Annotated in this window: 18 protein-coding genes; 4 read left to right on the plus strand and 14 right to left on the minus strand. The window is 72.5% G+C overall.

The features are described from left to right. Window positions 1-49 precede the first annotated feature (49 nt). From ACFO9I_RS21435 to ACFO9I_RS21445, 3 genes are all read right to left on the minus strand, one after another. Window positions 50-1,354, minus strand: coding sequence for an MFS transporter (locus tag ACFO9I_RS21435; protein ID WP_379184631.1), 1,305 nt, complete (start codon window positions 1,352-1,354; stop codon window positions 50-52). A gap of 53 nt (window positions 1,355-1,407) precedes the next feature. Continuing rightward, window positions 1,408-1,857 carry a MarR family winged helix-turn-helix transcriptional regulator gene (locus ACFO9I_RS21440; protein ID WP_379184633.1) on the minus strand — a complete coding sequence of 150 codons (450 nt, stop codon included), beginning with the start codon at window positions 1,855-1,857 and terminating at the stop codon, window positions 1,408-1,410. A gap of 133 nt (window positions 1,858-1,990) precedes the next feature. Continuing rightward, window positions 1,991-3,478, minus strand: coding sequence for an NCS2 family permease (locus ACFO9I_RS21445; protein ID WP_379184635.1), 1,488 nt, complete (start codon window positions 3,476-3,478; stop codon window positions 1,991-1,993). A 77-nt stretch (window positions 3,479-3,555) separates the two neighbouring features. On the opposite strand from ACFO9I_RS21445, the gene ACFO9I_RS21450 reads away from it, so the two are divergent. Beyond that, window positions 3,556-3,843: a DUF2530 domain-containing protein gene (locus ACFO9I_RS21450; RefSeq protein WP_379184637.1), complete on the plus strand. Its 288-nt coding sequence runs from the start codon at window positions 3,556-3,558 to the stop codon at window positions 3,841-3,843. Between the two features lie 129 nt (window positions 3,844-3,972). On the opposite strand, the gene ACFO9I_RS21455 is transcribed toward ACFO9I_RS21450, so the two are convergent. After that, complete coding sequence (locus ACFO9I_RS21455; RefSeq protein WP_379185081.1) at window positions 3,973-4,746, minus strand: DUF3027 domain-containing protein; 774 nt, start codon at window positions 4,744-4,746, stop codon at window positions 3,973-3,975. A 143-nt stretch (window positions 4,747-4,889) separates the two neighbouring features. Here ACFO9I_RS21455 and ACFO9I_RS21460 point away from each other — a divergent pair, with 143 nt between their 5' ends. Next, window positions 4,890-6,347 (plus strand): MFS transporter, encoded by a 1,458-nt coding sequence (locus ACFO9I_RS21460; RefSeq protein WP_379184639.1) that lies wholly within the window; start codon window positions 4,890-4,892, stop codon window positions 6,345-6,347. A 10-nt stretch (window positions 6,348-6,357) separates the two neighbouring features. On the opposite strand, the gene ACFO9I_RS21465 is transcribed toward ACFO9I_RS21460, so the two are convergent. Next, a complete protein-coding gene (locus ACFO9I_RS21465; protein ID WP_379184641.1) occupies window positions 6,358-6,753 on the minus strand; it encodes a cold-shock protein in 396 nt (131 codons plus the stop codon). A gap of 142 nt (window positions 6,754-6,895) precedes the next feature. After that, window positions 6,896-8,350: an HAD hydrolase-like protein gene (locus ACFO9I_RS21470; protein ID WP_379184642.1), complete on the minus strand. Its 1,455-nt coding sequence runs from the start codon at window positions 8,348-8,350 to the stop codon at window positions 6,896-6,898. Window positions 8,351-8,475: 125 nt separating this feature from the next. On the opposite strand from ACFO9I_RS21470, the gene ACFO9I_RS21475 reads away from it, so the two are divergent. After that, on the plus strand, window positions 8,476-10,632 hold the full coding sequence (locus tag ACFO9I_RS21475) for a S8 family serine peptidase (protein ID WP_379184644.1): 2,157 nt from the start codon (window positions 8,476-8,478) through the stop codon (window positions 10,630-10,632). Between the two features lie 42 nt (window positions 10,633-10,674). Here ACFO9I_RS21475 and ACFO9I_RS21480 read toward each other — a convergent pair whose 3' ends face one another. The 6 genes from ACFO9I_RS21480 to ACFO9I_RS21505 all read right to left on the minus strand — a co-directional run bounded on the left by ACFO9I_RS21480 (window position 10,675) and on the right by ACFO9I_RS21505 (window position 17,145). Further along, the gene (locus ACFO9I_RS21480; RefSeq protein WP_379184646.1) at window positions 10,675-12,291 is read right to left on the minus strand and encodes an AMP-binding protein; all 1,617 of its coding nucleotides are present in this window, start codon (window positions 12,289-12,291) and stop codon (window positions 10,675-10,677) included. 41 nt (window positions 12,292-12,332) lie between these two features. Then, complete coding sequence (locus ACFO9I_RS21485; RefSeq protein WP_379184647.1) at window positions 12,333-12,887, minus strand: dihydrofolate reductase family protein; 555 nt, start codon at window positions 12,885-12,887, stop codon at window positions 12,333-12,335. A 43-nt stretch (window positions 12,888-12,930) separates the two neighbouring features. Further along, window positions 12,931-13,581, minus strand: a complete 651-nt coding sequence (locus tag ACFO9I_RS21490; protein ID WP_379184649.1) for a histone deacetylase — start codon at window positions 13,579-13,581, stop codon at window positions 12,931-12,933. 114 nt (window positions 13,582-13,695) lie between these two features. After that, window positions 13,696-15,051: an MFS transporter gene (locus ACFO9I_RS21495; RefSeq protein WP_379184651.1), complete on the minus strand. Its 1,356-nt coding sequence runs from the start codon at window positions 15,049-15,051 to the stop codon at window positions 13,696-13,698. Window positions 15,052-15,115: 64 nt separating this feature from the next. After that, a complete protein-coding gene (locus ACFO9I_RS21500) occupies window positions 15,116-15,898 on the minus strand; it encodes a 3-hydroxybutyrate dehydrogenase (protein ID WP_379184653.1) in 783 nt (260 codons plus the stop codon). 41 nt (window positions 15,899-15,939) lie between these two features. Continuing rightward, window positions 15,940-17,145, minus strand: a complete 1,206-nt coding sequence (locus ACFO9I_RS21505; protein ID WP_379184655.1) for a trans-sulfuration enzyme family protein — start codon at window positions 17,143-17,145, stop codon at window positions 15,940-15,942. A gap of 110 nt (window positions 17,146-17,255) precedes the next feature. Here ACFO9I_RS21505 and ACFO9I_RS21510 point away from each other — a divergent pair, with 110 nt between their 5' ends. After that, window positions 17,256-17,771, plus strand: a complete 516-nt coding sequence (locus ACFO9I_RS21510; RefSeq protein WP_379184657.1) for an Lrp/AsnC family transcriptional regulator — start codon at window positions 17,256-17,258, stop codon at window positions 17,769-17,771. A gap of 12 nt (window positions 17,772-17,783) precedes the next feature. Here ACFO9I_RS21510 and ACFO9I_RS21515 read toward each other — a convergent pair whose 3' ends face one another. Then, entirely contained in the window at window positions 17,784-19,613 is a 1,830-nt protein-coding gene (locus ACFO9I_RS21515) for a helix-turn-helix domain-containing protein (RefSeq protein WP_379184659.1), read from the minus strand. Window positions 19,614-19,701: 88 nt separating this feature from the next. Further along, entirely contained in the window at window positions 19,702-22,098 is a 2,397-nt protein-coding gene (locus ACFO9I_RS21520; protein WP_379184661.1) for an immune inhibitor A domain-containing protein, read from the minus strand. Window positions 22,099-22,292: the final 194 nt, after the last annotated feature.

A 22,292-nucleotide genomic window follows, 5' to 3' on the forward strand; every position in this document is an offset into this window, starting at 1 on the left:
GTGCTGGCGCCGCTCGCGGGCCCGGACCTGAGGGGTCGTGGGCCGCGGGCTATTTCCGAGCACGCGCAACGGTCTGGTCGTCCCAGACACGAGGAATGAGATTACTCGGGCGCACGGCAGGGGTCAAAACGGTGCGCAGGCCCCCACGGAGGTGGGCGTGGACGAGGACGGCGACCAGGACGCCGACCATGGTCAGGACCCCGCCGGACACGAGCGTCCACCGGGCGCCGAGGTGCTCCCCGATCCAGCCGATGATCGGTGAGCCGATCGGGGTGCCGCCCATGACGATGGTCATGTAGAGGGCCATCACCCTACCGCGCAGGGCCGGGTCGGACTCCAGCTGCATGGTCGCGTTGGCGCTGTTGAGCAGGGTCAGGGTGCACAGCCCGATGACGGGCGCGAAGACCGCGAAGGCGACGTACGACGGGAGCAGGCCGGCCACCACCTCGGCGGCGCCGAACCCGAGCGCGGCCACCACGAGGAGCCGCATCCGGATCCGGGTGCGGCGGGCGGCCAGCAGGGCACCGGTCAGCGACCCCACCGCCATGGCCGAGCCGAGGATCCCGAACTCCCCCGCCCCCTTGCCGAAGACCTGGGTCGCCATCAGCGCGGAGGTGATCTGGAAGTTCATCCCGAAGGTGCCCGCGAAGAACACCATGATGAGGATCATCACCATCTTGGGCTGGCTGCGGACGTAGCGGACCCCCTCGAGGAGCATGCCGGGGGTCTTCGGGCGCAGCTCGGCGGTGTGCAGCAGCCGCGGGTCCATGCGCTCCAGCTGCCAGATCACCGCGGCGTACGACGCGGCGTTGATCAGGATGACCCAGCCGGTCGCCGAGGCGCCGCCGCCGAGGGCGCCGATCATCAGGCCCGCGAGGCCGGGGCCGGCGATCCGGGCGACGTTGAAGGTGGCGGAGTTCAGGCCGACGGCGTTCGTCAGGTCGTCGGGGCCGACCATCTCGGACACGAACGACTGCCGGGCCGGTGCGTCGAAGGCGGAGCCGATGCCGAAGGCGAACGCGATGACGTAGACGTGCCAGGTCTGCGCGACCCCGGTGACCGCGAGCACCCCGAGCAGCAGCGAGGCGACGGCCATGGCCAGCTGGGTCACCTGGAGCAGCCGACGCTTGGGGAAGCGGTCCGCGACGACGCCGGCGTACGGCGAGAGCAGGAGCACCGGGAGGAACTGCAGGCCGGTCGTGATCCCGATGGCGGTTCCGCTGTTGCCCGACAGCTGGAGCACCAGCCAGTCCTGCGCCACCCGCTGCATCCAGGTGCCGGTGTTCGACACCACGCTCCCGGCGAGGTAGCGACGGTAGTTCGGGTTGACGAGGGCGCGGAACGTGGGGCTCAAGGGTGTGGATCAGTCCTTCCGGGTCATTCGTCGGCGGCTCGGGCGCTCAGTGGTCATTCGCCCTGGGCGAGCCGTTCGAGGATGGGGGCGGCCTTGCGCAGCACGGCGCGCTCCTCGGGGCTGAGGTCGCGCAGACGCCTGGCCAGCCAGGCGTCGCGGCGGGCGCGGTCGGCCAGCAGCGTGGCCCGGCCGCTGTCGGACAGGCCCACCAGGACCTGGCGGCCGTCGGTCGCGTGCGGGCGGCGGGCGACGTACCCGCCCTCCTCGAGGCAGTTGACGGTGCGGGTCATGCTCGGCGGCTGCACGCGCTCGTGGGCGGCCAGCTCCCCGATGGTGAGGTCGCCGTTGCGGTAGAGGGCACCGAGCACGGCCATCTGGTTCAGGCTCAGCTCGTTGTCGGGGTGGCGCTCGTTGGCCAACCGCCGGCGCAGCCGCATGACCGAGAGCCGGAGCTCGGAGGCGAGACCGGCGTCCGTCCTGGCGACCTTCTCAACAGTGGGCATGTCGTTAGCATAAGTCATTACCCGTGCTAACTATTCCTGTGAGCTGGGCCTCCTCCGGACATGAGCTGGGCCCCGCTCCACCGACCGGCGGAACGAGGCCCAGCTCCCGACGAGGTACGCCCGGCTCGACGTGTCAGCTCAGCCAGGCGGTGATCGGGCTGATCGCGAAGTAGACGACGAAGAGCGCCGCGATCACCCACATGAGCGGGTGCACCTGGGAGATCTTGCCGCGCACCGACTTGATCAGCACGAAGGCGAGGAAGCCCGCGCCGATGCCGACCGAGATGGAGTAGGTGAACGGCATCAGCACGATGGTGAGGAACGCCGGGATGGCGATCTCGAGGTCGTCCCAGTCGATGCCCTTGACCTGCTGCATCATCAGGAAGCCGACCAGGACCAGCGCCGGGACGGCGGCCTCGTTCGGGATGATCTCGACCACCGGCGAGAACAGCGTCGCGAACAGGAAGAGCAGGCCGGTGACGACGCTGGCCAGGCCGGTCCGGGCGCCCTCGGCGACACCCGAGGCGGACTCGATGTAGGAGGTGTTGCTCGAGACGCCCGCGACACCTCCGCCGGCGGCCGCGATCGAGTCGACCACCAGGATGCGCTTGGTGTTCGGCGGGTTCCCCTCGGCGTCGAGCAGACCGGCCTCGGCGCCGATCGCGGTCATCGTGCCCATCGTGTCGAAGAAGTCGGCCAGCATCAGGGTGAAGACGAAGAGCGCCGCGGTCACGATGCCGGCGTTCTCCCACGAGCCCAGCAGGTTGAAGTCGCCGACCAGGCCGAAGTCGGGCTTCTCGATGATGTCGGTGGGCCAAGCGGGCACGTTGAGGTTCCAGCCCTTGGGGTTGACCGACCCGTCGTCGGTGAAGGTGGGGCCGACGTGCGCGAGCTTCTCCACGACGATGGCCAGCAGGGTCGTGGTGACGATCGAGATCAGGATCGCGCCACGCACGCCCGTGACGTAGAGCGCGATGACCAGGGCCAGGCCCACGGCGAACACGAGGACCGGCCAGCCCTGCAGCTGGCCGCCGATGCCGAGCTCGACCGGGACCGGCCCGGCTCCGGTGCGGCGTACGAAGCCCGCGTCGACGAGACCGATCAGGGCGATGAACAGGCCGATGCCGACCGAGATGGCGGTCTTGAGCTGGGCGGGCACCGCGCGGAAGACGGCCTCCCGGAAGCCGGTGAGCACCAGCACCAGGATGACCAGGCCCTCGATCACGACCAGGCCCATCGCGTCGGCCCAGGTCATCTGGCTGGCGATCGAGAAGGTGACGAAGGCGTTGAGGCCGAGTCCGGTGGCCAGCGCCAGCGGGTAGTTCGCCACGACACCCATCAGGATCGTGAGCACGCCTGCGGCCAGCGCGGTGCAGGCGGCGATGGTGGTGAAGTCGCCCCCCGCCAGCAGGTCGCCGTTCATGTCCTTGCCCTGGAACAGGATGATCGGGTTGAGGACGATGATGTAGGCCATCGTCAGGAACGTGACGATGCCGCCGCGGACCTCTCGACCCACGGTGGAACCGCGTTCGGAGATCTTGAAGAATCCGTCGAGGCCGCCGGCCCTGCGCACTGACGTCGAGGTGCTGGTGCCGCTGCCCGTTCTGCCCTGGTTGCTCACGGGCCGTCATTCTGGCAGACGTCGCGTGTCGCGCGGGTGACATCCGGCGTGGAGCGTGACTCGACTAACGTGGAGGCGTGGAGTTCCGCGACGACCAGCCGATGCAGCACGAGATCGGCAACCGCACCTACATCGTGGCCGACGTGGAGCCGCTCGACGTCGACGGGGTCCGGACCGTGGAGGTCGGCGTCGCCCTGTGGCTGATCGCGTTCGTGGCCCTGCTCCCGTTCTACGGACGCCTGGAGGACGAGGGCCGGGTGTGGTGGCTGTGGACCTGCCTGGCCGGCTTCGGCCTCGGCCTGTTCGGGCTGGAGTACTGCCGGCGTCGCCGCAAGGCGCGGCGAGAGCTGCGCGAGGCGGACTGACCTTCTCGATCGGCGAGCTTGCGCCGACTCGAGGCCATTTCACGGCGAGCCTGCGCCGACTCGACCCTCTTCTGCGGCGAGCCTGCGCCGACTCGACCCTCTTTTGCGGCGAGCTTGCGCCGACTCGACCTAGAAGCTCTCGACGTCGTCGGGGGTGAGGGTGTCGAAGACGGGCTCGGGCAGCGGCAGGGGCTCGTGCTTCTTGGCCAGCCGGACCTCGGAGTGGGCACCGCAGCCGTGGTCGAAGGACACGATCCGGCCGTCGTCGTTGGCGTCGCCGTTCGCGCAGACGCCGAACATCTCCGAGAGCGGGCCGTTGATCCGGAGCAGGAAGCCGCAGGTGGTGCAGCTGTCCGGCGCCGACTGGGCCAGTGGGGAGGACGGGCCGCCGTCGCCGTCGTACCAGCGCTGGGCGGCGAGCTCGCGACCCTCGAGCGAGAGGGTGCGGACCCGGCCGAGGCCGAGGTCGGTCGCGACCTGGCGGACCTGGGCCTTCTCGTCGGCATCGAGCGGGTCGTCGCCGAAGGAGTACGTCGGGACCAGCCGCGGGTCGTCGTCGTCGACCGGCAGCAGGTCGCCCGGGGAGAGGTCGCCCGGCTTGATCCGCTCGCGGTAGGGCACCCACTCGGGCGCGACGATGGCCTCGGCACCGGGGACCAGCACGACCTCGTCGATGGTGACCGACTTCTGCCGCGGGGCCCGGGCGACGGTGACCGACCAGCGCCAGCCGACGTAGCCGGCCCGCTCGCAGGCGAAGAGGTGGGTGACCAGGCGCTCCCCCTCGACCACGTGACCGAGGTGCTCGCCCACGTCCGCGGGGTCGACCTCCTCGACGAGCGCGGCGCGGGCCGCGTCCACCGCGGCCACGGCGGCGGCATCGGGCTTGGTGCGCACGGAGGTCATCACGGGCGAAATCATGACCCATGAGGCCCCGGGCTGTCAGGTCGACCCCTCGACGGGGCCCACTGACCTCCGGTCCGCCCTCCTCCCCCGACGCCGGGGTGTCCGCACGGCGCGGTGTCACCGGCAGCGGGCAGGATGGGGCCATGACCGCTCCGCACCCTGACTCCCCCGCCGGGGAGCCGCGCTGGTCGGGCACCACCCCGCACCCCGACGCGGCCGGTGGGGAGGGCCCCTCCGACGACCGCACCCGGGCCGTCGGCCGCGGGCTCGGCACCGGCGCGCGGGCGACCGCCCGCGGGGTGCGCGGCGTCGCCCGGGCCACGGGCCGGGCCGGGCGGTTCGCGGTCGGGCAGGCGCGTCGCGCCGCCCGGGCGGAGGGGGCCGGTGACTCCGGGCTCTCACGCCTGATCGAGATGCACGCCTTCAACACCGCCGGCGACGCGGCCGTCGCGATCTCGCTCGCCGGCACGCTCTTCTTCCAGGTGCCCACCGGCGAGGCGCGCGGGCAGGTCGCCCTCTTCCTCGGCCTGACCATGCTGCCGTTCGCGGTGGTGGCCCCGCTGATCGGACCGTTCCTGGACCGCTTCAGCCACGGGCGGCGCTGGGCCATCGGCGCGACGATGGCCCTGCGCGGGTTCCTGTGCTGGGTGCTGGCGACCGCGGTCGTCGAGGAGTCGCGGTGGCTCTTCCCGGCGGCGCTGGGGGTGCTCGTGGCGTCCAAGGCGTACGGCGTGACCCGGGCCGCCGCGGTGCCCCGCCTGGTGCCGCCGTCGTTCACGCTGGTCAAGGCCAACGCCCGGATCTCGCTGGCCGGCATCGTCGGGGCGGGTGTCTCGGCCCCCATCGCTGCCCTCGCCTCGACCGTCGGCCCGGAGTGGTCGCTGCGCTACGCGTTCGTGCTGTTCGTCATCGCGACCGTGCTCGCGATCCTGCTGCCGGCCAAGGTCGACTCGAGCCAGGGCGAGATCCGCCTCGCCCTCGGCCCCGGCCCGTCCGCGCCCCGAACGGACACCAGCGGCCGCCCGGCCCGTCCGCACGTCCCACCCGCGGTGGCGTTCGCGCTGCGCGCCAACTGCGGGCCACGATGGCTGTCGGGCTTCCTGGTGATGTTCATGGCGTTCCTGCTGCGCGAGAACCCGATCGGTGACTGGAGCCCGGAGGTGCTGCTCGCGATCGTCATCGGTGCGGCCGGCGCCGGCAACACCCTCGGCATCGCGCTGGGGTCGCTGCTGCGCCGGGTCGACCCGATGACGACGGTGGTGCTCGCGCTGGTGGCGGACGTGGTGATGGTCCTGCTGGCGGCGCTCGTCTACGGCGTGGTCACGGTCGCCCTGCTCGGACTCACCGCGGGCCTGGCCCAGGCGCTGGCGAAGCTGTCCCTGGACGCGACCATCCAGCGCGACGTGCCGGAGCGCGTGCAGTCCTCGGCCTTCGCCCGGTCCGACACCACGCTGCAGCTGGCGTGGGTGCTCGGTGGCTTCCTGGGCATCGCCCTGCCGCTGATCCCCCGGCTGGGGCTCGGCGTCGCGTGCGCCGTGCTCGCCGTGTGGGCGGTCTACGTGCTCTCGAGCCGGCCCGGGAGCGTGCGCCCGGCGCAGTAGGGAGCGGCGGTCAGAGCTCCAGCTCGTCGGCGAGCGCGCGGAGCAGCTTCGCGGTGGGGCGCGCGGTCCGCGCGTCGGGGTGGCGGCCGTGGCGGTAGCCCTCGCCGACGCCGTCGAGCAGACGGATCAGGTCCTCCACGATCGGGACCATCTCCTCGGGCTTCTTGCGGCGCGCCTGCGACTGGCCGCGCGAGACAGAGGCGGGGGCGTCGATCACCCGGACCTGGAGGGCCTGGTCACCACGGCGGCCCTGGGCGATCCCGAACTCCACGCGGGTCCCGGCCTTGAGGCTGGTCGTCCCCTCGGGCAGCGCCTCCGCGCGCACGTAGACGTCCGGGCCGTCCTGCTGGGACAGGAAGCCGAAACCCTTCTCGGCGTCGAACCACTTGACCTTGCCAGTGGGCACGGGCGGGACCTCTCGTGTGCGCGCCGCGGCCTCGTGCCGCGAGCGTGGGCGCCGCGGCCTCGTGCCGCGGGCGTTGGGCAAGCCTATGTCGGCGCGCTCGTGCGCTGCCAACCAGTTCCGGACACCACGAGGGCGCCGGTGCTCACGGACGCAGCGCGTCGTTCATCGAGCCCGAGCGAAAGCCCTTCGGGTCGAGGGCGGCCTCGGGGAAGCCGGCACGGCGTACGTCGGCCAGCAGCGCCTCCGCGAGCTCGCTCCCGGAGCGGAGCGGCCCGTCGAGCAGGGCCCGGTCGACCTCCACCGACGCCCGGTCGCCGAGGTCGCGGACCCGCAGGTCACGCAGGGGTACGCCGTGCTCCCGGACCAGCGCGCGGACCGCCGCCTCGGCCCGCTCGACCCGGGCCAGCCGGTGCGGGGTCACCTCGACCCCGTAGGCCACCCGGGACGACAGGCACGCGGCGGCCGGCTTGTCCCAGGTGGGCAGCTCCCACCGCCGCGAGGCCTCGCGCACCTGCGCCTTGGTCAGGCCGGCGTCGCGCAGCGGGGTGATCGCGCCCCGCTCGGCGGCGGCCCGGATCCCCGGTCGGAACCCGGCGACCGCGTCGTCGGCGTTGGTGCCGGTGGCCACGTGGGCCAGGCCGCGATCGGCCGCCAGCGGGGTGAGCACGTCGAGCAGCTCGGCCTTGCAGAAGAAGCAGCGGTCGCCGCCGTTGGCGCGGTAGCCCTCGCGCTCCATCTCGTGGGTCCGCGGCGTCAGCACCTCCACCCCGAGCGAGCCGGCGAACGCGCGGGCCGGGTCGCGCTCGGCCTCGGGCAGCGAGTGGGAGTAGCCGGTGGCCGCGGCGACCCGGTCGGGGCCCAGGGCCCGGACCGCGGCCGCCAGCAGGAAGGCGCTGTCGGCGCCGCCGCTGTAGGCCACCAGCACCGAGCCGCGGTCGCGCAGGTCGGCCTCCAGTGCCGCCAGCCGCGTGGTGAGCAGGTGCTCGTCGAGCCAGGCCGGGAACTCCGCGAGGCCCTCGAGCACCACGTGGGTGCCGGCCTCGAGCAGCTCCTCCCGGGTGCAGCCCCCGGTCAGGACCGAGACGCTGAGCGCCCCCGCGGCCAGCGCGCCCTCCACGTCGTGCACGTGGTCGCCGACGTAGATCGAGGCGCCCTCGCGACGCAGCACGTCGGCCTTGCCGACCCCCCACACCCAGCCCTCGACATGGTCGACGTCGAGCGCGAGGTGGTCGACGTGGCGGCGCGCGTTGTCGGGGAACTTGCCGGTGACGACGACGACGCGGCCGCGCTGGCGGCGTACCGCCTCGATGGCCTCGTGGGCACCCGGCAGCACCGGCACCGGGGCCACCGCGTGGTCGGGGTAGAGGGCCCGGAACCGGTCGCCGGCGGGGCCGACCGCGTCCTCGGCGAGGTGTTCCCCGAGGAGGTGCTCGAGCGGCGGTCCGAGCCGTGCGGTCATCTCGGCCACCGGGAAGTCGACGCCCAGCTCCGCGCCGAGCACCTGCAGGGTCGCGCTGAACCCCGGCACCGTGTCGATCAGCGTCATGTCGAGGTCGAAACCGACCACGAGGGGCGTCGTCGAGGGGGTGGGGGCCATGGCGCCAAGGGTAGGCAGCCGGCGGCCGGACGCTGGAATCGGGCGCGATCGCCTGCCACGCTGTGGCGCCTTGGGTCAGAATGGGAACTTCGCGAACGATGACGAGCACCGGGACGGAGGCAGACGTGGGAGGTCGAGCGCACCTGCGCCACCCGAGCTCGGGGCGTCGCGCCCTGGCCGGGGTCGCATCCGCCCTCGCGCTGGTCGCCGCCGCCACCGGCCTGGTCGGGCTGCCCGTCCAGGCGTCCGCGGCCGCCGACACCGCGCTCTACCTGGTGACGCTCGACGGACCCGGCACCGCCGGGGACCGCAGCCTGGTCCCGGCGTCCCTGCACCGGCTGCAGCTGCGCCAGGAGCAGGACGACGTGCTCGCGCAGGTCGGGTCACCCACGCCGGTCTACCGCTGGACGACCGCCCTCAACGGCGTCGCCGTCCGCCTCACCCGTGCCGAGGCGGACCGGCTCGCGGCCGACTCGCACGTCGCACTCGTGGAGAAGAACGCCGTACGCCGCCTGGCCGGCGCCGCGGCCGCGTCGGGGGATCTCACCGGACCCGGGCACCGGCGCGGGGGCGCGGGCACGGTCATCGGCGTCGTCGACTCCGGGATCTGGCCCGACAACCCGCTCTTCTCCGACGTCCCCCGCCTGGGGCGCGCGCCCCGCGGCTTCCGCGGCTCGTGCCAGGTCGGCGAGGGCTGGGGCAGCGACACCTGCAACCGCAAGCTCGTGGGGGCGCGCTGGTTCGTCGACGGTTTCGGCAGCGACCGGGTCCGCACCTCCTCGTCGCTCTCCGCGCGCGACGACGACGGCCACGGCAGCGAGATGGCCTCGATCGCGGCCGGCAACGCCGGCGTCTCGGTGCTGGTCCACGGCCAGCGGCTCGGCGGCTACGGCGGCATGGCACCCCAGTCCCGGCTCGCGGTCTACAAGGCCTGCTGGACCGCGCCCGACCCGGCCGACGACGGCTGCGCGACCGCGGACCTGGTCACCGCGATCGACCAGGCCACCCGGGACGGCGTCGACGTCCTCAACCTCTCGGTCGGCGGGCCGCCCGCGTTCGACACGGTCGAGCGCGCCCTGCTCGGCGCCGCAGAGGGGGACGTCGTGGTGGTCGCGGCCGCCGGCAACAGGGGCTCGCGCGGCTTCGCCGCCCACCCCGGCCCCTGGGTCACCACGGTCGGGGGCACCACCGACGTGGTCCGCCGCGGCCGGGTGGTCCTCGACGGCGGCCCCTCGCTGACCGGCGCGATGGCCTCCACCCGTGGCGTGGGCCGCGCGCGGCTCGTCGTCGGCGGACAGGTCGCCGCACCGGGCGCCTCCCGGGCCGCCGCCCGGGTGTGCACGCCGGGCAGCCTCGACGCCGGCAGGGTGCGCGGCGCGGTCGTGCTCTGCGAGCGCGGCGGCATCGGCCGGGTCGACAAGTCCCGTGCCGTCGACGAGGCCGACGGCGTCGGCATGGTGCTCGCCAACCCGGGCCCGGGCACCGTCGACTCCGACTTCCACAGCGTGCCCACGGTCCACCTCGACCGAGCCGACTCCGTGGCCCTCCGCACCTGGCACGCCGCCCATCCCCGTGCTCGCGTCGCGCTCCGCCCGGTCGGTGTCGAGCACCCGCCGACGCGGCTGGCCCGCTTCACGGCCGGTGGTGACCCCACGGCTGCCGTGCTCAAGCCCGACGTGGTCGCCCCCGGCGTGGGGCTGCTCGGGGCCGTCCCGCCCACGGTCCGCGACACCCGCTGGGACTTCGTCTCGGGGACCTCCGCGGCCACGGCGTACACCTCCGGCACCGCCGCCCTCCTGCGCTCCCGGAACGGTTGGTCGGCCAGCGTTGTCCGCTCCGTCCTCGCCACCACCGCCGCGCCGCTGGCGGGCGCGCCCTCGGCGCTGCGCGCCGGCGCGGGCAGGGTCAGGTCCTCGCCGGTCCGCCCCGGCGTCGTGTACGCCGTGCCGCCGCACCGCTACCGCGCCTGGCTCGACGGCGCCCTGGCCCCGGGCCGGCTGAACACCCCCTCGCTGCTGCTGAGCGGCGACGAGTCCGCCGCTGCCCGCACCATCACCAACGTCGGCCGCAGGGCGCTGTACTTCTCCTCGTCGGCCACCGGCTTCACCCGGCACTCGGTCGTGGTGCACCCGGCCGCCGTGCGGCTCGCGCCCGGCGAGAGCGCGCGCTTCACGGTGCGGGTCACCCACCTCGGCGGGATCCACCCGCTCGACGACGGCTGGGTCACCTGGCGCGGCGGCAACGGCACCTCGGCGCGGATCCCCGTGCTCATCGGTCGCTGACCGCACAGGCCTCGCCGGTCGACCAGCGCCGACCCGGCGTGGCTAGAGGCCGAGCTGCTTCGCGGACTCCTCGCGCATCTGGACCTTGCGGATCTTGCCGGTGACGGTCATCGGGAACTCCTCGACCACCATCACGTAGCGCGGGATCTTGTAGTGCGCGAGCTTCCCGGTCGCGTAGGCGCGCACGGCCTCGGCGTCCAGCGGCTGCGCGCCGGCCTTCATCTTGACCCAGGCGCAGAGCTCCTCGCCGTACTTCTCGTCGGGGACGCCGATCACCTGCACGTCCTCGACGTCGGGGTGCTGGTAGAGGAACTCCTCGATCTCGCGCGGGTAGACGTTCTCCCCGCCGCGGATCACCATGTCCTTGATCCGGCCGACGATGTTGCAGTAGCCGTCCTCGCGCATCTCGGCCAGGTCACCGGTGTGCATCCAGCCGTCGGCGTCGATGGCCTCGGCGGTCCTGTCCGGGTCGTCCCAGTAGCCGAGCATCACCGAGTAGCCGCGGGTGCAGAACTCGCCGGTCCTCCCACGCTCGACGGTCTCCCCCGTCACCGGGTCGACGATCTTGATCTCGACGTGCGGGTGCACCCGGCCGATGGTGGCGGTGCGCCGGTCGAGGTCGTCGTCGGCACGGGTCTGGCAGGAGACCGGGCTGGTCTCGGTCATGCCGTAGGCGATGGACACCTCGGTCATGTGCATGTCGTTCACGCAGCGCTTCATCACCTCCACCGGGCAGATCGAGCCGGCCATGATCCCGGTGCGCAGGGTGGAGAGGTCGTGGTCCGCGAACGACGGATGGTTCTGCATGGCGATGAACATCGTCGGCACGCCGTACACGCCGGTGCAGCGCTCCTCGGCGATCGTGCGCAGCGTGACCTCGGGGTCGAAGCCGGGCGCCGGGATCACCATCGTGGCGCCGTGGGAGGTGCAGCCGAGGTTGGCCATCACCATCCCGAAGCAGTGGTAGAACGGCACCGGGATGCACAGCCGGTCCTCCGGTCCGAGGTTGATCAGCTCGGTGGTGAAGTAGCCGTTGTTGAGGATGTTGCGGTGGGACAGCGTGGCGCCCTTGGGGTAGCCGGTGGTGCCCGAGGTGTACTGGATGTTGATCGGGTCGTGCGGGTCCAGGGTGGCCATCCGCTCGGCCACGGCGCCGGCCGGCACGGACTCCCCGCCCGCCACCAGCTCGGCCCAGTCGTCGGTGTCGACGTAGACCACGCGCTGCAGGTCCGGGCACTGGCCGCGGACCTCCTCCACCATCGCGCGGTAGTCGCTGGTCTTGAAGGCCGACGCGGCCAGGAGCAGGCGCAGCCCGCTCTGGTTGACGGCGTAGGCGAACTCGTGGGTGCGGTAGGCAGGGTTGACGTTGACCAGCACCGCGCCGACCTTGGCGCAGGCGTACTGCGTCAGCGTCCACTCCGCGCAGTTCGGCGCCCAGATCCCGACGCGGTGGCCCTTCTCGACGCCCGCGGCGATCAGCCCGCGCGCCAGCGCGTCGACGTCACGGTCCAGCTCGGCCCAGGTCCAGCGCCGGCCGCTGGCCACCTCGACCAGGGCCTCGCGGTCGCGGTGGGCGGCCACCGTCCGCTCGAAGTTGGCTCCGATGGTCTCCTCGAGCAGCGGCGGCTCGAGCTCTCCGGCGGCGTACGACTCGGTCATGGGCGGAAACCTACGCTGCCCGGGGTCGGCTGGCCATCGGCTCAGCGCAGCGGCCGGAACACCTGGTGCTGCACGCCGTTGGAGTACGTCGTGGAGTCGACCAGCGCCAGCTTCACCTTGTCCTCGGCGTCGTGCGGGAACAGCCGCCGGCCGCTGCCGAGGACCACCGGGAAGACCGACAGCCGCATCTCGTCGACGAGCCCCGCCTGCAGGAGCCCCTGGGTGAGCAGGAGGCTGCCCTGCACGATGATCGGGCCCCCCTCGCCCTCCCGCAGCCGGGCGACGTCGTCGAAGGAGACCACGGAGGTGTTGTTCCACTCCGGGTCGCTGACGGTCGAGGAGACGACGTACTTGGGCATCGCGTTGAAGCCGGCGAAGTAGTCCATCGTCGGCCAGATCGGGGCGAAGGCCTCGTAGGAGCGGCCACCCATGACGAAGGCGGTGGCCTCCTCCTGCTCACGGCCCTTCTCCTCGTAGAAGGCCGGGTCGGCCTCCACGTCGAAGGTCCAGCCGGCGTGCCGGTAGCCGGGCTCGCCGCCCGGGGCCTCGGCGACGCCGTCGACGGAGACGAAGTGGGTGGTGATCAGGGTGCGCATGGGGTGATCCTCTCGCGGGTCGGTGTCATCCTCTCCACGAACGTCACCACCTCGGTACGACACCCCTCGACGCGTTTTCCCCGGACGTCTCTCCCGACTCCCTCGGCCGGGGCACCGCGGGCAGCACCGAGTCGAGGTACGCCGCCACCTCGTCCTCGCCCCAGCCGCGGGACTCGCGCAGCCCCAGCGCGATCGTCTCGAGGTACGCCGGCGACGGGTGCGCGTGCGCCACGTGCTCGGCGCCGTGCGGGGCGGTGAAGGTCAGCAGCGGCAGTCCGTCGTGGCGGCCGACCTCGACGAGCGTCTCGTACCGCCCGGGGCCGGCGGTGTGCCGACCGCCGTCGAGGGGGCTGAGCACGACCTCCTCGATCGGGTCGCCGTCCCGGGGGACCCGGTGCATCTCCTGGGCGGCGATGTCGGCGAACTGGGCGGCGGTCACCAGGTAGCCGCGGCCGGCGGTGAACCCGGGGGTGTCGTGGTCGTAGTAGGCGACGCCTCCGCCCCACTGGGGCGACTCGCCCGCGAAGTAGAGAGTGCCGGGGAGGTCGACGGGGACGCTGCGGGCGGGCGGCGTACGGTCCCTGGCGCCGGGGTGGGCGCGGCTGCCGCCGGGTGGTCGGCCGCCCTCGAGGTAGGCCGCGAGACGCGCGGCGGACATGTTGGAGCCGTAGCTGACGTACCAGACGTGGGACATGACCTCCGGGACCGTACCCGCAGCACCGACCCGCCACACGTCAGTGGCGGGTCGGTGGACTGTGGGTGTCGACACACCGCGGGTCGACGTCGTGACGCGTCGACCCGCGACCGGTCAGGCCGGGTCGGTGGCCAGCACCCGGTCGTGGCGCAGGGAGGAGGCGCGGGTCTCCCGGGCGAAGAGCACGGCGACGATCGTCAGCACCGAGGCGATCGCGACGTAGATGCCGACGGCGGTGGTGTTGCCGTCGGAGACGTCGCCGAGCAGCTTCAGCGCGATGATCGGGGCCAGGGCGCCCGCCAGGATCGAGGCGAGCTGGTAGCCGACCGAGGCGCCGGTGTAGCGCACCGAGGTGCCGAACAGCTCGGAGAAGAACGCCGCCTGCGGGGCGTACATCAGCGAGTGCAGGACCAGGCCCACCACCACGCCGAGCAGGATCAGCGAGGGCTCCTTGGTGTCGAGCAGGTTGAAGAAGACGAACGTCCAGATGCCCACACCGATCGCGCCGGCGAGGTAGAGCGGACGCCGTCCGACCTTGTCGGAGAGCGCACCGAAGGCAGGCACGATGGCGAACTGCACCGCGGCGCCGATGAGCAGCGCGCGCAGGATGACCGGCTTGTCCACGGCGATGTAGGTGGTGGCGTAGGTGATCGAGATGACCGTGAAGATGTAGTAGCTGATGTTCTCGGCCATCCGCATGCCCATGGCGACGAACACCTCGCGCGGGTACTCCCTGATCACCTCGAGGATCGGCATCCCGCGGTCCTGCTTCTCCATCTCCTGCTTGGCCTCGGCGAAGACCGGCGACTCCTCGATGGTGATGCGCACCCACATGCCGACCGCGACGAGCACCGCGCTCAGCAGGAACGGGATGCGCCAGCCCCAGTCGAGGAAGGCGGCGTCGGACTGCACCGCGGCGAGGATCCAGAGCACGCCGGTCGCGAGCAGGTTGCCCATCGCGACACCGGCCTGCGGCCAGGAGGCCCAGAAGCCGCGCCAGCCGTCGCTGCCGTGCTCGGAGACCATCAGCACCGCACCGCCCCACTCACCGCCGACGGCGAAGCCCTGCAGCAGCCGGCAGAACACGAGGAGCAGCGGAGCGGCCAGGCCGATCGAGGCGTAGGTCGGCAGCAGGCCGATCGCGAAGGTGCCGATGCCCATCATCAGCAGCGAGGCGACCAGCATCTTCTTGCGGCCGACCCGGTCGCCGAAGTGTCCGAAGACCACGCCGCCGATCGGGCGGGCCACGAAGCCGAGGGCGTAGGTCATGAAGGCGTAGAGCGTGCCGGTGGTGCCGCCGATCTCGCCGAAGAAGACCTCGCCGAAGACCAGCGCGGCGGCCGATCCGAAGAGGAAGAAGTCGTACCACTCGGTCGCCGTGCCGATCAGGCTGGCGAAGACGACCTTGCCGATGGATCGGCGTCCGGGCTCGGTCCCCCGGTCGTGGGTCGGGACGGTTTGCGCGGTCATGCGTGTTCTCCCTTTCGGTGCTGCACAGGTGTGGCGGGTCGGTGGTGGTGCCGGGGCGGGTCGGCTACTGGGCGGTCCAGCCGCCGTCGAGGAGGAAGGAGGACCCGGTGACCGAGTCGGTCCCGGGCCCGCACAGGTAGCCGACGACGTCGGCCACCTCCTCGGGCTCGACGAGCCGCTTGACGGGGGTGCGGGCGAGCAGCACGTCGTCCACGACCTGGGTCTCCTCGACGCCGTGGGTCTCGGCCTGGGCGGCGATCTGGCCCTCGACGAGCGGGGTGCGCACGTAGCCGGGGCAGACGGTGTTGCTGGTGACACCGCGACCGGCGGCCTCGAGCGCGATCACCTTGGAGAGGCCCTCGAGGCCGTGCTTGGCGCTGACGTAGGCCGCCTTGTACGGCGACGCGCGGTGCCCGTGCACGCTGGACACGTGCACGAGCCGGCCCCAGCCCCGGTCGTACATGCCGGGCAGCAGCCGCCGGGCGAGCCGGAACGGCGCCTCGAGCATGAGCCGGTGGATCAGCGCGAACCGCTCGGGGTCGAAGTCCTCGACCGGGGCGACGTGTTGGATCCCGGCGTTGTTGACGAGGATGTCGGCCTCGACGTCGAGGGCGTCGATGGCGGCGCCGTCGGTGAGGTCGAGGCCGCGCGACTCGCCGCCGATCGACGCGGCGACCTTGGCGGCCCCCTCCTCGTCGAGGTCGAGGACGGTGACGTGGGCGCCGAGCTCGGCCAGGCGGGTGGCGACGGCCGCGCCGATGCCGCTGGCGCCGCCGGTGACGAGGGCGGTGCGACCGGCCAGGGGGTGGCCCGGTGCCGGCCGGGATGTGACGGGGGTCTCCTGCATGCCCCCGACCGTAGGGTCGGGGGTCGGTCGACCTGAACGGCTCAGATCACCACAGCATGGTCGTTAGCATGTGGAGAATCCACATGCGCAGGCTCCAGGGCCGCGTCGAGGTCGGCCCACAGGTCCTCGACACCCTCCAGGCCGACCGAGATCCGCAGCAGCGCGTCGCCGGGGCGGGCCTCCGCGGCGACCGGCCGGTGGGTCAGGCCGGCGGGGTGCTGGATGAGCGTGTCCACGCCGCCCAGCGAGACCGCGTGGGTGATCAGGCGGCAGCGCTGCGCCACGGCCGCCGCGGCGGCGTACCCACCGCGCAGCTCGAGGGCCAGCAGGCTGCCGGGACCGGCCATCTGGGTGCCGACCAGGCCGCGGGGGTCGCACTCCTTGAGCCCGGGGTGGAGCACCCGGGCGACCTGCGGGTGGTCGGCCAGCCGGACCGCCAGCGTGGTGGCGCTCTCCTGCTGGGCCCGGACCCGCAGGGGGAGCGTCTGGAGCCCGCGGTGCAGCTCGTAGGCCGCGAGCGGGTGCAGCAGCGCGCCGGTCACGGCCCGCACCTGGCGGAGCCGGTTCGCCCACTCCTCGCTGGTCGCGACCACGCCGCCCATGACGTCGCCGTGGCCGCCGATGAACTTGGTGGCCGAGTGCAGGACCAAGGTGGCGCCGTGGTGGACGGGCTGCTGGAGCACGGGCGTGGCGAAGGTGTTGTCGACGAGGACCGGCACGTCCCCGGCCTGCGCCACCACGGCCGCGATGTCGACGAGGTCCACGGTGGGGTTCGCGGGTGTCTCGACGACCACCAGCCCGGTGTCCGGGCGCAGCGCGTCGCCGATCCGGTCGGGGGTGGCCCAGTCGACCCGGGTGCCGAGCACGCCCGAGGCGAGCACGTGGTCGGTGCCGCCGTACAGCGGCCGCACCCCGACCACGTGCGGGCGGCCCGCCGCCACCGAGGCGAGCAGCACGGCGCTGAGCCCGGCCATCCCCGACGCGAAGGCCACCGCACCCGCGCACCCCTCGAGGGCGGCCACGGAGCGCTCGAAGCGGTCCACGTTGGGGTTCCACAGCCGCTGGTAGACCAGCGAGTCGCCGGCGTCGGGGCGGTGCCCGGTGGCGAGGTTCTCGTACGACGAGCCGCCGGCCGCGATCGAGTCGAGAGGATAGGTGGTCGACAGGTCGATCGGCGGGACGTGCACGCCCCGGGCGGTCAGGTCCTCACGGCCGAGGTGGACGGCGTCGGTGTCGAGGTGGCTCATGGCGCACACCCTGAAGGTTCACCGCGACCGAGCACAACGGTTCCGCAGAATCCTCGGATCCGCCCGCTGCAGCGGCAGGATCAGCGGCTCGACCTCGATATCGTGGCGGCGTGCCGAAGAATGCTCCCCGACGTCCGCCCGGCCCCGCACCGCGCCTCCGGCCGCTGCTCGACGACGTCGACCGGCGCATCGTCGCCGAGCTGCTGCGCGACGGCCGCACGCCCAACGTCGCGCTGGCCCGCGCCGCCGGGATCGCCGAGTCGACCTGCCTGGCCCGGGTCCGCGCACTGCGGGAGCGCGGCATCGTCACCGGGGTGACCGCCGAGGTCGACCTGGCCCGGATGGGCCTGCCGGTGCAGGCGATGGTGGCGATCCGCTTCTCGGGCCACCTCCGCGCCGACGTGGACGCGTTCGCCGAGGAGGTGTCGCGGCTCCCCGGGGTGCTCGCGACCTTCAACATCAGCGGCGCCAACGACTTCCTGGTGCACGTGGCCGCGCCCACGCCCGAGGAGCTGCGCGACTTCGTGCTCGACAACCTCACCGGCCGGCCGGGCGTCGTGCACGCCGAGACCAGCCTGGTCTTCCACGTCAACCGCGGCACGAACGTGCTCGACACGGGCGCCTGAGCCCGCCCCCGGTCAGGCCCCGCGCAGGCGGTGCACGCGCAGCGCCAGCTGCACGTCCAGACCGCGCCCGGGGTCGCGCCACTCCGCGCCGAGGAGCTCGGTCACCCGGTCCAGGCGCTGCACGACGGTGTTGGGGTGCACGTGCAGCCGCTCGGCGGTCTCCCCCACCCGGCCCCCGGTCGCGAACCAGGCCTCCAGGGTCTCCACCAGGCTGGTCCCGCGTCGTGCGTCGTAGGCCAGGACCGGGCCGACGGTGCCGTCGACGTACTCCGCCAGCTGCTCGGGGCCGTTCTCGCCGAGCAGCAGCCGCGTGACCCCGAGCCCGGCCGGGTCGCTCACCTCGCCGGAGCGGCCCAGCGTCACCAGGGAGTCGAGGCAGCGCCGTGCCTCGGCGTACGCCGCCTGCAGGGAGTCTCGGTCCCCCACGTCGACGCCGACGGTCGCGGTGCCGCCGGCCTCGGCGACCGCGTCCCGGAGCCGGCGGCCGAGCTCCCTCGGGTCGTCCGCGGCGGCGAGCAGGACCACGGAGCCGCGGTGCTCGGCGGCCAGGCCGCGGTGCGCGGCGGCGATCCGGGCGGCGACCCGCGCCCCGGCGTGCCGGTCGATGCCGTCGAGGGCGGCCACCGCGACCGACAGCGGCCCCTCCAGCACCACCCGCTGGCGGCGGGCGCGCTCGCGCAGCAGCAGCTCGGGGGTCCCGCCCTCGAGCAGGTCGGTGAGCAGCTCGCCGCCGAGCCGCTCCTCGGTCTGGGCGACGGTGCGTGCGAAGAGCAGGACGAGCGCGGTCACCAGGGCACCGCGCTCGAGGGTCCGGCGCTCGGCCAGGGCCAGCGGGCGCGCCCTGCCGTGCAGGACCAGCGTGGCGACGTGCTCGGTGCCGGCCAGGGCCGCGGCGACGTACGCCCCGCCCGCCTCGACCGAGCGCCCGGACGCGACCGCCTCGGTGACCGCCTGCTGCCATCCCTCCTCGGCCGGGTCGCCGGCCACCCGTTCGCCGGTGGGGTCGTGGATGGCCAGCCGGCCGTCGAGCACCTCCGAGAGGACCCGCGCCACCTCCTCGACACCGCCGCCGTGCAGCAGCAGGTCGGTGAGCCGGTCGTGGGCGTGGGCCGCGCTCTCCACGGCCGCGGTGTGCTCGGTCATGGTGCGGTTGGCCTCGTCGAGCTCGGCGAAGAGCCGCGCGTTCTCCAGCGCGACCGAGGCGTGGGCCGCGAACGACGTGAGCAGGCTGACCTCCGAGCTGGGGAACGGCCGCACGGTGCGGTGCACCGCGAGCAGCGCCCCGATCACCCGGCCCTCGAGCACGAGGGGCACCCCGAGGATCGCCCGGATCTGCTCCCCCGCGACCGCCTCGTCGATGAACTCGCGGTGCAGGAAGCGCGCGTCGGACTGGTAGTCCTCGGTGAAGTACGGCGCCCCCGTCTGCGCCACCAGCCCGAGCAGTCCGGTGCCGAGCGGCAGGCGCAGCGAGCGGAACGCCTGGGTCAGCGCCCCGTCGGTGACCTTCATGTACGACGCGCCGTCGGCCTCGTCGTTGAGGGACAGGTAGGTCATGTCGGCGTTGAGCAGCTGTCGGGCGCGCCGCACGATCGCGGCCAGGATGGCGTCGACGTCGCGGATCGCGGTCAGGTCGCTGGCGGTGTCGTAGAGCGCGCTGAGCTCGGCCTCGCGGGCACGCTGCCGCGCGATGAGCTCGCGCAGCCGCAGCGCGACGTCGTACTGCCGCCGCAGCTCGGCGAGCTCGGAGGGCGCGGCGCCGGAGGCCTCGGCCTGCGCGACCACCTCGTCGAACGCCGAGCGCGGGGCCTCGTCGTAGAGGAGGTCGAGGAAGGAACCGGCCACGGGGGCTGACCGTAGTCGCCGGCGGCCCGGAACGCGACGGACCCCGCCGATCCGGGTGGATCGACGGGGTCCGCAGTGAGGCGAGGTGCTACTTGGCGACGTGGACCTTGACGGTCATGACGCCGGTCTTGCTGATGCTCAGCACCTTGATCCTGGTGCCGGTGTTCGGCGGGTCGACACCGATCCAGCCCGGCTTGTAGGAGCCCGGGTGGTCAGCGGCACCGTGCTTGTCACGCAGGTGCCACCACGTCTTGGTGTCGTCGAAGAGCGAGACGGCCTTGCGGCTGGGCAGCTTGACCTTCTCACCGTTGAGGAAGACCCGCTGCGCGTCGGTGCGGCTCAGCCCGAAGGTCGAGTCCAGCGTCTGGATCTTCGTGCGGAGCAGCTGGTCACCGAGGTGCACGAGCTGCGGGTGGGCGTCGACCGGCAGGATCTGGCCGGCACCCGGGTGGTCGCCCACGTTGTTGTCGCTGTACGAGCTGTCCCAGTAGGAGATCAGCGCGCCCGGCTCGTTGTGGTAGAAGTCCACCCAGTTGGACATCTTGAGGCTGTGGGTGTTCCGGAAGTTGTACAGGTGGTTGAGCAGCTTGTCGTTGCCGACGAACTGGCGGTTGTCCACGATGTAGGCGTTCAGGAACGACTCCACCTCGTTGCCGGTGGTGGTGCGGAACCCGTCGAAGGTCCAGTCGGCGTCGGTCTCGGCGTCACCGATGTTGGTGCCGTCCAGGGTGATGTTGTCCACCTGGAAGCCCGACAGCGCGTAGCCACCGTCGGTGAGGTAGCGCCAGCGCAGCGCGTTGGTGCCGTCCGGGACCGTGGCGGTCAGGTCGACCCACTCGCCGTTGGTCGTGCCGGAGATGCCGAAGCCGCTGCTGTTGGTGCCGGCCTCGTCGCTGCCCTCGTAGCTCTGGTCGGTCTCGACGTCGGCCCAGGTCTGGCCGCCGTCGCTCGAGGCCTGCAGGAAGGCGTAGTCGTAGCCGTCCTCGATCTCGTAGCGGACCTTGGCCGTCAGCTCGCCACCACCGGCGACCTCGCGGGTCATGGTGTTGTCGAGGCTGTCGCCCTTGTCGGAGTAGTAGAACTTCGTGCCGCAGGTGTCGCAGGGGTCGCCCAGGCTGGACGGGACCTGCTTGTCGGGCAGCAGCGCGATGGCGGCCTTCTTCTTCATGCTCGACGAAGAGTTGGGCTGGACCTTCACGGTGTCGGTCTTGCCCGGCTTGACGACCTTGTAGTTCAGCCAGCCCAGCTGCAGCTTCTCCCAGGCGCCGAACGACATCGGGGCGTCACCGATGCCCTTGTCGGTCTTGCGGGTGCCGCGGGACTGGGCCATCAGGGACCAGTGCTCGACCGAGTTCGACGCGCCACCGGTGTTGCCGGAGGTGTCGTAGAGGTCCGGCAGGCCGAGGTCGTGACCGAACTCGTGCGCGAAGACGCTGAGTCCACCGTTCTCGGGCTGGATCGTGTAGTCGTTGACCCACACGTCCGTCGGGTGGTTCGGGATCTGCACCTTGCCGCCGTCGCTCGGGCCACCCTGGCCGATGTTGACGCCGCCGATGGGCGCGCCGCCGGCGGGGCCGGTGCCGAAGGGCTGGATCTGCGCGTTCCAGCGGTGGCTCCAGATGGCGTCGGTGCCGTAGACCGGGTCGCCGTCGGCGGCGTCGCCACCGGCGTGCACGATCTGGAAGTGGTCGATGTAGCCGTCCGGCTCGTTGAAGTCGCCGTCACCGTCGAAGTCGTAACGGTCCTGGTGGTCGAACGTCTTCAGGTAGTCCTGGATCTGCTGCATGTCCCAGCCGGCGTCCAGCTTGGACTGCGTCCACTCGGCCAGCGCGTCGCGGACGAGGTACCAGACGTTGCTGCAGGCGACGCTGTCGCAGTCGGTGTCGCGACCGTAGCGGGCCTCGTTGAACGGCACCTTGACCCACTCGGTGACGTCGCCGTCGATCGAGTAGTGGCCGGACGACTGCTGCTCGTAGAACTTCTTCATCCGGGAGAAGTACATGTTCTGGTAGTGCGCGTGGTCGTAGTCCGACTGCCACAGCGTGGAGTTGTCGGTCTTGCGGTCCGGCTTGGGGATCTCGTTGTGCAGCGGACCCAGCTCACGCTGGCTGGAGCCGTCCGGCGCCGGGCCGCTGTAGGCGGAGTGCTGGGTGTCCCCGAACTCGGCCAGGACCACGAAGATCTTGTCCTGCTGAGCGGTGGCGACGCGGCCGTACTTGCCCTTGCCGAGCTTGACGGAGTCGCCCGAGCCGCCCTCACGGATGCGCTTCTCGAGCGCAGCCTTGTTGCGAGCGTCGTACTTCTCGCGCCACTTGGGGGTCCTGACGTCCGAGACCACCTTCCCGAGAGCGGGCGCCCCGGGGTCGGTGAACGTGGTGGCGGCGTCGGCCGGCGCGGCGCCGGCCTGGGCCGAAGTCAGCGACAGCGTGCCCGCTGCGCTGAGCAGTGAAGCCGTCGCGAGCGCGACGAGCTTGGTCCTTCGCATGCAATGCCTCCCGATGGGCCGTGTGTGTCACGGCGATCTGTTGCACGAACCGATGAGACTCGGCCCCGGGAGTCACACTGGTTCTCAGTCGCCTCTCAGGACACGGGCCTTGCGTAGTTGAACCCCGTTCGGGCCAAAGTGGGAGGTCTCCCCCGCCACCGTTATCGGACTGTTATCGAACCGACCCCGTGTGA

The organism is Nocardioides sp. GCM10023255 (genome assembly GCF_042653125.1).
Classification (GTDB): Bacteria; Actinomycetota; Actinomycetes; order Propionibacteriales; family Nocardioidaceae; genus Nocardioides.

Bases quoted from the DNA above. Each gene is read 5' to 3' on its own strand.
- ACFO9I_RS21485 (WP_379184647.1), bottom strand. From the start codon at position 12,887: ATGCGCACCCTGATCACCACCCACTTCGTCTCCGTCGACGGCGTCGCC.
- ACFO9I_RS21480 (WP_379184646.1), bottom strand. From the start codon at position 12,291: ATGACCGAGTCGTACGCCGCCGGAGAGCTCGAGCCGCCGCTGCTCGAG.
- ACFO9I_RS21470 (WP_379184642.1), bottom strand. From the start codon at position 8,350: ATGGCCCCCACCCCCTCGACGACGCCCCTCGTGGTCGGTTTCGACCTC.
- ACFO9I_RS21440 (WP_379184633.1), bottom strand. From the start codon at position 1,857: ATGCCCACTGTTGAGAAGGTCGCCAGGACGGACGCCGGTCTCGCCTCC.
- ACFO9I_RS21455 (WP_379185081.1), bottom strand. From the start codon at position 4,746: ATGACCTCCGTGCGCACCAAGCCCGATGCCGCCGCCGTGGCCGCGGTG.
- ACFO9I_RS21490 (WP_379184649.1), bottom strand. From the start codon at position 13,581: ATGTCCCACGTCTGGTACGTCAGCTACGGCTCCAACATGTCCGCCGCG.
- ACFO9I_RS21495 (WP_379184651.1), bottom strand. From the start codon at position 15,051: ATGACCGCGCAAACCGTCCCGACCCACGACCGGGGGACCGAGCCCGGA.
- ACFO9I_RS21505 (WP_379184655.1), bottom strand. From the start codon at position 17,145: ATGAGCCACCTCGACACCGACGCCGTCCACCTCGGCCGTGAGGACCTG.
- ACFO9I_RS21520 (WP_379184661.1), bottom strand. From the start codon at position 22,098: ATGCGAAGGACCAAGCTCGTCGCGCTCGCGACGGCTTCACTGCTCAGC.
- ACFO9I_RS21500 (WP_379184653.1), bottom strand. From the start codon at position 15,898: ATGCAGGAGACCCCCGTCACATCCCGGCCGGCACCGGGCCACCCCCTG.
- ACFO9I_RS21460 (WP_379184639.1), top strand. From the start codon at position 4,890: ATGACCGCTCCGCACCCTGACTCCCCCGCCGGGGAGCCGCGCTGGTCG.